The following is an 8,739-nucleotide window of genomic DNA, read 5'->3' as shown; positions in this document are numbered from 1 at the left end:
CTCAAAACCGGCACGCTCTACGACGAAGCGACCGCTTGGTCGCATCACGTCCAGAGTGCCACGGCTTGACATTAAAACTCCTGGGATGTCTTTCATGAGACGTACGGCTGCGCGTGCCGGGCGGCGCGCAGCGCCCGGCCCCACCAGGTGAGCTGGTCGAGCATGGCCCCGACGGCCCGCAGGCGGTCGTCGGTGTCGCGCGGACGCCCGTGCTCGTCGACGTCCTCGCCGAGCAGGTCGAGCCCGACCCAGTCACGCATGGTCACGGAGTGCAGGGCGCAGAAGACGGTACGGAGCTGCTCGACCGCGTACATGCCGGCCGATCCCGATCCGTACGCCACGAACCCGATGGGCTTGGCCTGCCACTCGTCGTAGGCGAAGTCGATCGCCTGCTTGAGCGAGGCGGGGAAGCTGCGGTTGTACTCGGGGGTGACCACGACGAACGCCTCCGCGCCGCCGACGGCCCCGGCGAAGCTGCACATGTCCGGCGTCGCCTCATCCGGGTAGCACCCGGGGAAGGCGTAACCGGCCAGGTCGAGCACCTCGACCGCGAGGTCGCGGCGGCGGCGGGCCCGCTCGGCGAACCACGCGCCCACCGAGTCGCCCACGCGGCCGACCCGGGTGCTGCCGATGATGAGCGCGACCCGCAACGGATCCATGGTGCGCCCCCTTCCTGCGCCGTCACCTTTCAGGCGCTAGAAGGGCCGCTAGATCGGATCTAGCAACGCTCCCATGAGGGTCATAGGGCGGGTCTGATCGTGTAGCCGACGCCGCGCACGGTGTGGATCATCGGCTCGCGCTGCGCGTCGATCTTGCGCCGGAGGTAGGAGATGTACAGCTCGACGACGTTGCTCTGACCGCCGAAGTCGTACGCCCAGACCCGGTCGAGTATCTGTGCCTTGCTCAGCACCCGCCCCGGATTGTGCATCAGGAACCGGAGCAGCTCGAACTCCGTGGGCGTGAGCCTGATGTCCTTGCCGGCCCGCCGTACCCGGTGGGTCTCCTGGTCCAGCGTGAGGTCCCCGACCACCAGCCCGGCTTCGGCCCGCGCCTGCGCCGCGCGCGAGCGGCGCAGCAGTCCGCGCAGCCTGAGGACGACCTCCTCCAGGCGGAACGGCTTCGTGACGTAGTCGTCGGCGCCCGCCCGCAGGCCGACGAGCCGGTCCTGGAGCGAGTCCAGGGCCGTCAGGAACAGGATCGGCACGCCCGGCAGCACCGCGCGCAGCCTGGGCAGGAGCCGGATCCCATCCATGTTGGGCAGCATGACGTCCAGGACGACCGCGTCGGGGCGGAACCCACGGGCCGCGCGGATGGCCGCGGAGCCGTTGTGCGCACTGCGGACGTCCCAGGACTCCTGGCGCATGACCATGGAAAGGAGCTCGGTCAGCGAGGGCTCGTCATCCACCACGAGGATGTTGACCCGGCTGGTCGTGTGCATGTTCATGACGATGACGTGCGTTTATGAAAGTTTGATGATTTCCGCTTGTGAATCGCCTGTGAGCTCAGGTCGAGCCCGCTGCCTGCGCTTATCCAATACGCAAGTTGATTAAAGGCGTTTCTCAGATTGGGTCGGCAGGTTGTTCGGCGTGGGGGACGACCTCCGGGGCTGAATTCAAAGGTTCGGCCGGGTCGTCCCGGATTGGATTATTGACTGATGCGTTTCGCCAAGCCTTTCGTCGTGACCCTCGCCGGCGCGGCCGTGCTCGCCCTGCCCCTGTCGGGCGCCGCCCTCGCTGACGCGAGGCAGCCGCAGCCCGCGGCGACGGCCAAGGCGCCGCAGCCGACGCACTCGAACCCCACCGTGCCCCAGGACCAGCTGGCCATGGGACGCGACGGCGTTCGTGCGGCCTCGCTCAAGGTGTCCGTCGACCCGGGTCGCGTGCGTGCCGACGGCTCCTACGAGGTGACGATCGCCGCGAAGGGCCTGCGCTCGGGCACGGCCATCGTGACCAGCCCTGAGGGCAAGAGCTACCGCGTCGCGCTCTCCGGCGGCAGCGCCACCAAGACCCTGACCGTGCCGTCGAAGGCCAAGCCCGGCAGCGAGACGGTGACCGTCAAGGTCGGAAACAAGGTCACCACCGCCGCGTTCGAGGTGGTCGGCGCCCGGAAGCAGCAGCGCGACGACCACCGCCACGAGGCGAAGTAGCGAAGCGCGGTATTGAACCCGCCGTATGCGTTAAAAGCCGTCAAATAGGTTTTATGTCACATAAAGCCGCCGGCAGTCATTCAATTTCCGTGGCTGGTCATCCTTTTCCATGAGAATTAGAATGACTGCCGGAGTTGATGCCGGGTGATGGACGGTGAAGGGCGGCTCGCCCGCGAGCTGTGTGCGGCGCTCGGTCCCGCCGGTAGCCCGGCCGAGGTGGGAGCGGCGATTTCGCAGATCGTCGGACGCCGGGTGGCGCACGACGCGCTCCGGCTGGTCGGCCTCAATCCGGCGATCGGCATTGGTACGGCATCACCGCCGGCGAACGCCGAGTCATCGAGTCCCTGTATGCCGGGGCGGCGGGGAAACAGATTGCCCGCGACCTGGACCTTTCCCTCTACACCGTCAACGACCACTTGAAATCGGTGTACCGGAAGACCCGGGCGCAGAGCCGGGACGAACTCATCGCGGCGATCGCCGGCTGACCGGCCGCCAGTGAGCCCGCCCTACCAGCCGGCGAGCTGTTCCAGGAGCCAGTCGACCAGCACCTGGGAGACGCCGCCGTGCGCGGAGTTGCCCGTGTCGCAGCAGAACACGTCCAGGAACGTCTCGTCCTTCCGCAGGTCGCGCAGGTCCTTGTAGAGGTCGTCCTGCCACCGCAACGGGTCCCTGGCCAGGGCGATCGCGCTGATCGCCGGGACGAAGCAGCTCCTGCGGAACCGCTCCTGGATCGGCAGCCCGATCTCGTCGGCCACGCTGCCCCAGAAGTCCAGCGTGCCGCCCGGCGCCCCGTCGAACGCGGGCACGCGCGACGTGGCGCTCGACCACACGGGCGCGCCGAACCTGATCGTGCCGACGTTCTGCAGCTCGCCCAGGTTCGGCTGGATCCGGGCCGTGAGCTGCAGCGGGTCATGGTGCAGGTCGAACACCGGCGTGCCCGGCGGCAGGTCGGGCCCCACGCCGTCGCCGGCTCCGTTGGCCAGACCCAGCTTGTACGGCCGCATCGGGAACCAGCCGACCCTGCGCAGGTCGTCCAGGAAGTCCGTACGCAGCCGGCTGGCGGTGGTCACCGGACCCGAGTAGTCCTCGCTCTCGACCCAGCCCCACAGGAGCTGCTGTGCGGCCGGGCTGCGGATCAGCTCCGCCTGTCCGGGACCGCCGAGCTGCGGCAGCAGCGACTCGTGGAGGTAGGCGAGCTGCTGCAGCACCAGCGGGATCCAGGCGCCGAGGTGCGGCGTGTCGTAGGAGAAGTACTTGTCGGTCTGGTGGTCGACGCCCTCGCTCTCCAGGCGCGCGAGCGCGTACCTGGTGATCATGCCGCCCAGGCTGACGCCGCCGACGACCAGCGGGAGGTCGCCACGCCGCTCCTGGATGGCACGCCGTACGCAGGTGGCCGCCACGGCGGCGTTGGCCTGGATGTACGTCTGCCGCTCGTCGAAACCGAGCAGGATGACGTCGATGCCCATCGTCCTGAGCTGGTCCAGGAAACCGGGAACGCCCGAGTTGAAGCGGCTCCACAACGCGTCGAGGTCGCTCGGCCCGTAGTCGAAGCCGTCAGCGAAGATCAGCGGCCGGGTCAGCGCGGCGTGCCCCTGCGCCAGGTAGACCGCGGCCCGGCCGGTGGCCGTGCGGCCCTCGTGCGGCTGGTCGCCCACCAGGTCCCAGATGCGGTCGGGTCTGGGCGCGTTGACCGCGCCGGGCCGCGGGGCCGCGAACCAGACCCCCTGCTGCCCGAGCGCGTCCGCCACCCGCTCGACCTGCTCCTCCGTCAGGCTGCCCTTGACCGAATTGGCTCTGGTCTCGACGTCGATTCTCGGTTCCTGCGCCATGCTGGATCCTCTCGCTAGGTTCCGAGGCCTCACTGGGGCCACTCACCCCACCTTATGGACACTGTCAGTAATTGACCGAGTACTGTAAGTGGTGGCGCGTCCTCCAAAAGTCCGCCCAAATGCGCAGGTCACGCCGCTGATGGCCGGAGATCGACGGTGAGCGTGCCCGCTTCGTGCCGGACCTCGGTGCCGAGGTCGGCGCAGGCGTTGGCGAAGCGGTGGCGGACCCAGCCGGACTCCGCCTCGTCCGCCACCCTGGTACGGCAGTAGTCGAGCGCGATGGGCACGACGCTCAGCCGTACCGGACCGTGCTCGTCCAGGGTGACCAGGAAGATCAGCCCGAGGTCGTTGCGCAGCTCGGGATCCACGATGTAGTCGTCGATGAAGTCGCCCAGGTCGTACAGGACCGGCCCGGCCACCCCGTGGAAGACGTGCGCGGAGTGCCCGGCCACCAGGGTCGCTCCCGCACTCACCAGCGCCTTGGCCGAGCGGCGGACGTGGGTGACGGGTGCGGCGGTCATGTTCGGGCCCCAGTGGACGCAGACGAGGACGGCGTCGCCGTTCATGCTCCTGATCGTGTTCGTGAGCCGGTCCGGCACCCCGGTGCCCAGATCGGCGTACGCGACCCCGGGCCTGCGCTCGGTGGCCGCGAAATCGGCGGGATGGTCGGTGACGCCCAGCACGGAAAGGCGCAGGCCCCCGGCCTCCAGCACGGCGGGCTCCCACGCCTGGGCCAGGTCGGCGCCCGCGCCCACGGTCCGGATCCCGGCCGCCGCCAGGTGGTCGAGGGTGTCCAGGAGGGCGTCCTGGCCGTAGTCGAGCGCGTGGTTGTTGGCCAGCGTGACCGCGTGCACGCCGAGCTCCGCCAGCATGGCGGCGGCCTGCGGCGGGGCGCGGAAGTGGAACGGCTTGCGCAACGGGTCCCACTGCCGGCCGCGGTCCGACACGCAGCATTCGAGGTTGAGCAGGACGAGGTCGGCCCGGGCGAGCACCGCGCGCACACCCGCGTCGAAGAAGTGGGCCGGATCCGCGGTCAGCTCGAGCCGCTCGGCGACGCCGCGCCCGAGCATCGTGTCGCCGGCCAGCGCCAGTGTGACCGTCATCGCGGGCTCCCCTGATGCCGTCGCGTTCCCTCGGTCATATTTGTCCAGCTTCCCTGCCGGATGGCTTCGACACCCGCCCCTGCCTGCGGCGGAACCGTTCGTGGGAGGAGTTTGCGGGTATTGGCGCGGGTAGTGACGGGATGAATCTGGAGGAGGGGGACGAGGGTGTCCCTCGCGCCACGGGGGTGAAAAAGCAGTGGCTTTGCCGATAAGGCGTAATCGCGGAGCGATGCAGACGGGTGTGCCCTGGCAGAGACGGGCGTGGGATCCGTTCACGGAGTTCCAGCAACTGTGGGATCAGATGGGGCGGCTGTTCGAGCAGGGCGCCGAGACCGACGTCGCCGCCTGGCGGCCGATGGCCGAGACCGAGGAGACCCCGGACGCCTACGTCGTCCGCGCCGAGCTTCCCGGCATCAAGCGGGAGGACATCAACGTCGAGGTCAACGACAGCGAGCTCTGCGTGTCCGGGGAGATCAACGAGGAGGAGAAGGGCAACATGCTGCGACGGCGCGCCGGCCGGTTCGTCTACCGGACGATCCTGCCGAGCGACGCCGACACCGAGCACATCGGCGGCGAGCTGGCCGACGGCATTCTGACCGTGCGCGTTCCGAAGACCGAGAAGGGCCGCGCCCGCCGCATCGAGATCAAGGGCTGACACGGGGGAGGCGCATGGCCGGCACGCAGGCCTTCTGGATCGGCGCCGCGCGGGGGCACGACGGCGAGGACCAGGGCAGCGCGCAGGAGCGCTACGGCGAAGAGCTGCGCAAATGGAGGCACGCGTTCGAGGCCGTGGACGGCGAACCGGCCGCGGGCGGCATCACGCTGGACCCGCTGCACTTCGCGCTGGGCGCGTGGGAGGTGGCCACGCGCCCGGTGGCGGAGCACGCTTACGTACGCCGCCATCCGCGGGTGCTGGATGCGACCTGCCACCGGCCCGAGCAGGCCGCGGGGCTGCTCGCCGTGGTAGAGCTCGCGGCCCCGCCCCAGGTCAGGCTGCCCGCCGGGTGGTCGAGCTGGCAGCGTCAGGAGCCGACGTACGTGCCGCCGCCGTACGAGCGGCCGACCGCGCTCAGCACGCTGGAGCTCCGCGTGCCGCTGCCGGTGGACCGCCTGCCCACGCCCACCCACGCGCGGGCCGAGGGACTGCCGAACCTCGACGACGCCCAGGCCTCGCTCGAAGCGCTCCTGGCCGAGCTGAACGCCGTGGTCAACCCGTTCCTGCGCGAGCTGGACGAAGCCGATCCGGCGAGGTGATGCGCGATGAAGAGGCAAGACGAGGATCCTGAGGACGAGTTCTTCGCTCCAGTGCTGCGCGAGCCGCCGCCTCCCGACGAGGTGAGCCCCTCCGGCGTGGTGAGCGACACCGGCGTGCCCGACGTGCACGGAGGCGGCCACGGGGAGTGGCCGAAGTCTCCGCCGCCCTCCAGCTGGCTCGGCGTGCGCCTGTTGGCCGCCGCGCTCGCGCTGCTCGCCGGGGTGGTCCTGACCGTGCTGGCCCTGCTGGCCGGACGGCCGCTCCTGGCCATCCCGCCCGCCGTCGTGGCCCTGGCGGCGGCCGTCTACCTCGTGGGGTTCAGCGTGCGGCGCACCCGCTCCGACGGCGGTCCGCCGACCTTCGGGTGAGTGGGGCGGCTATCTGGGTAAGCGCCCTGCTGAGGTCCAGTCCGGGGCAGAGGAGCGGAGATGTCTCTTATCGATTGCGAATGCGTTCGCCACCTGCTGCAGTCGGAGCATCCCGACGCCACGCTGGTGTACGTCCAGGGCGAGTGCGTGGTGCTGCCCGCGGACGAGATAGACGACGCGCACAAGCCGCTGGTCATCGTGCGCCGCGACGAGATCGCGGACCGGGTGCCCGAGGGCGACCTGTCCGACCAGGCCCTGCAGGATCTGGCGATCCGGCTGGACAACGTCGCCCGCGATTTGGGCGACTGACTTGCCGCGCCGGTCCGGCAGCGATGACTCGATTGTTATCTGGTAGTGGAACGTACCTGTCAGGAAGCGCGTTGCACAGATCGTGGGGAAGGGATGGTTAGGGCCAGGGATAGCTCTGGCCGGGGTGGGGGCGGCCGGATGGGGGCACTTCCTGCGGCGGCCGTTACCCGTTGAGCTGCCGATCCTGATCAACCTCGGGCTGCTGCTGGCGCTCGGGCTGCTGGCATGGCTGGTGGCCGACGTGGTCCGGCTGGCACGCGTGACTGCGCGCGCGGAGGGTGACGATCCCTGGCTGGTCGAGGCGCAGGTCACCGTGCGCGTGCGGGCCGTCGCCGTGGCCTTCGTCGCCGTGCCGCTGGCCCTGCACGGGGCCGGACGGGTGCGGCGAACGTTCGCCGGAGGGCTTCCCGAGCAGGGTGAGCTCCTCTTCGGCACCGGCCTCGTGGCCGCCGCGGCCGGGATCGTTCTGATCGCGGTGGTCGTACCCGACTTCACGGTCAAGCCCTTCGCGGGCTTGGGCACGGGGCTGGCCGCCGCGGCGGCGGTGCTGGCCGCGATGTCGCTGGCCGGCGCGACGCTGCCGGTCGAGGCCGTCACCGCGGGCGGGAGAGCCGCTCCTGAGGCGGCTGTGGCCGGGTCGGTGAGCAGGCTCGCCTGGCGGTGGAAGGTGCCGGACGGCACCCCCGCCGAGCAGGTGGCGGTCGCGGGCGGCAACGCGCTGGTGAGGATCGACGACGGCGTCGTGGCGCTGGACGCCCGGACGGGTCGCGAGCGGTGGCACTACCGCAGGCCCGCCGCGGCGGCCACCGGTATGGAGGCCGCCCCCGACGGCAGCGTCATGGTGCTCACCTTCGGACAGGCGGCGGGGACGGAGCGGACCAGGGGGCGCACGGTGGTGCTGGACGCCCGCACCGGCGAAGTGCGCGCCGAGCACGCCGGGCAGCCCTTCGCGGACACCGATCCGGCCTCGCACGGCCTCGTCGGCGTCTCCCGCGACGGCACGATGATCGGAAGGGACCTGGCGGATCCCGCCAAGCAGGTCTGGGAGCGTCCCGTACGGAAGGGCTGCCACGTGGACCGCCGGCTGGCGAAACCGTACGCGGTGCTGCGTGAGATCGTCGCGGTGGTGTCCGACTGCGGTGCGGAGACCGTGGTGACCGGCCTCGACCCGGCCGACGGCACCGAGGTGTGGCAGTACGAGAGCGACAAGACGGGCTACGCCGAGGTCGTCCCCTCCTACGACCTCAGCGCCGTGCGGCTGCGGATCTCGGGCGACGCCGGCGAGACGGACGTCGTGCTGGACCAGCGGACGGGGAAGGTGGTCAAGGACGCCGCCGGGAGCGAGGCCGTGCTGGACCGCTTCACCGCCGACGGCCACGTGCTCACGCCCGCGTACGAGGGCGGGCGCACGGAGTATCGCCGGGAGCCGTACCGCGGCGGCGGGGCGCGGAGTGCCTCGACGCCGGACCAGGGCGATCGTTCCGGCTGGAGAAGGGGCTTCCTTCCGCTGAAGGACAGCATGGTCGTGGCGGAGGTGACGGCGACCGTCCAGACCTCCATGACGGTCACCGCGCACGTCGTGCCCTGGGGCGCGGCGGGCGGCACCGACATCCCGTTCGACATGGATTTCGACGGGCGCGAGGGCCGGTTCACGCTCCTCCCGGCCGCCGGGGCCGTCGTGGTCGCCTTCAGCCCGAGCGCCACGATCGTCGGCCTGACCTGACCGAGT

At 70.6% G+C, this 8,739-nt stretch carries 11 protein-coding genes; 7 read left to right on the top strand and 4 right to left on the bottom strand.

All coding sequences use genetic code 11. The features are described from left to right. Positions 1-92: 92 nt before the first annotated feature. Both ACIBVN_RS33310 and ACIBVN_RS33305 read right to left on the bottom strand, forming a co-directional pair. Complete coding sequence (locus ACIBVN_RS33310; RefSeq protein ID WP_397143237.1) at positions 93-659, bottom strand: NADPH-dependent FMN reductase; 567 nt, start codon at positions 657-659, stop codon at positions 93-95. A gap of 80 nt (positions 660-739) precedes the next feature. Beyond that, positions 740-1,438: a response regulator transcription factor gene (locus ACIBVN_RS33305; RefSeq protein ID WP_397143235.1), complete on the bottom strand. Its 699-nt coding sequence runs from the start codon at positions 1,436-1,438 to the stop codon at positions 740-742. Positions 1,439-1,654: 216 nt separating this feature from the next. On the opposite strand from ACIBVN_RS33305, the gene ACIBVN_RS33300 reads away from it, so the two are divergent. After that, positions 1,655-2,146, top strand: coding sequence for a hypothetical protein (locus tag ACIBVN_RS33300; RefSeq protein WP_397143233.1), 492 nt, complete (start codon positions 1,655-1,657; stop codon positions 2,144-2,146). A 311-nt stretch (positions 2,147-2,457) separates the two neighbouring features. Further along, complete coding sequence (locus ACIBVN_RS33295; protein WP_397143242.1) at positions 2,458-2,631, top strand: LuxR C-terminal-related transcriptional regulator; 174 nt, start codon at positions 2,458-2,460, stop codon at positions 2,629-2,631. Positions 2,632-2,652: 21 nt separating this feature from the next. Here the strand turns inward: ACIBVN_RS33295 and ACIBVN_RS33290 are convergent, their stop codons facing one another. Together ACIBVN_RS33290 and ACIBVN_RS33285 are read right to left on the bottom strand one after the other, a co-directional pair. Then, positions 2,653-3,975, bottom strand: a complete 1,323-nt coding sequence (locus tag ACIBVN_RS33290; protein WP_397143231.1) for a hypothetical protein — start codon at positions 3,973-3,975, stop codon at positions 2,653-2,655. A 128-nt stretch (positions 3,976-4,103) separates the two neighbouring features. After that, positions 4,104-5,078, bottom strand: a complete 975-nt coding sequence (locus ACIBVN_RS33285; protein WP_397143229.1) for a CapA family protein — start codon at positions 5,076-5,078, stop codon at positions 4,104-4,106. Between the two features lie 241 nt (positions 5,079-5,319). Here ACIBVN_RS33285 and ACIBVN_RS33280 point away from each other — a divergent pair, with 241 nt between their 5' ends. The 5 genes from ACIBVN_RS33280 (at position 5,320) to ACIBVN_RS33260 (ending at position 8,733) form a co-directional block, all read left to right on the top strand. Beyond that, the gene (locus ACIBVN_RS33280; RefSeq protein WP_349447307.1) at positions 5,320-5,733 is read left to right on the top strand and encodes an Hsp20/alpha crystallin family protein; all 414 of its coding nucleotides are present in this window, start codon (positions 5,320-5,322) and stop codon (positions 5,731-5,733) included. 14 nt (positions 5,734-5,747) lie between these two features. Further along, complete coding sequence (locus tag ACIBVN_RS33275) at positions 5,748-6,332, top strand: hypothetical protein (RefSeq protein ID WP_397143227.1); 585 nt, start codon at positions 5,748-5,750, stop codon at positions 6,330-6,332. Between the two features lie 6 nt (positions 6,333-6,338). Beyond that, positions 6,339-6,701 (top strand): hypothetical protein, encoded by a 363-nt coding sequence (locus ACIBVN_RS33270; RefSeq protein WP_397143225.1) that lies wholly within the window; start codon positions 6,339-6,341, stop codon positions 6,699-6,701. 60 nt (positions 6,702-6,761) lie between these two features. Next, positions 6,762-7,010 (top strand): hypothetical protein, encoded by a 249-nt coding sequence (locus ACIBVN_RS33265; RefSeq protein WP_397143223.1) that lies wholly within the window; start codon positions 6,762-6,764, stop codon positions 7,008-7,010. A gap of 124 nt (positions 7,011-7,134) precedes the next feature. Beyond that, positions 7,135-8,733 carry a PQQ-binding-like beta-propeller repeat protein gene (locus ACIBVN_RS33260; protein WP_397143221.1) on the top strand — a complete coding sequence of 533 codons (1,599 nt, stop codon included), beginning with the start codon at positions 7,135-7,137 and terminating at the stop codon, positions 8,731-8,733. Positions 8,734-8,739 lie beyond the last annotated feature (6 nt).

This window comes from Nonomuraea sp. NPDC049400, from assembly GCF_044466425.1.
Lineage (GTDB): Bacteria > Actinomycetota > Actinomycetes > Streptosporangiales > Streptosporangiaceae > Nonomuraea.
The sequence above is the reverse complement of the archived record's forward strand: the minus strand, read 5'-3'. Positions and strand labels throughout refer to the sequence as shown.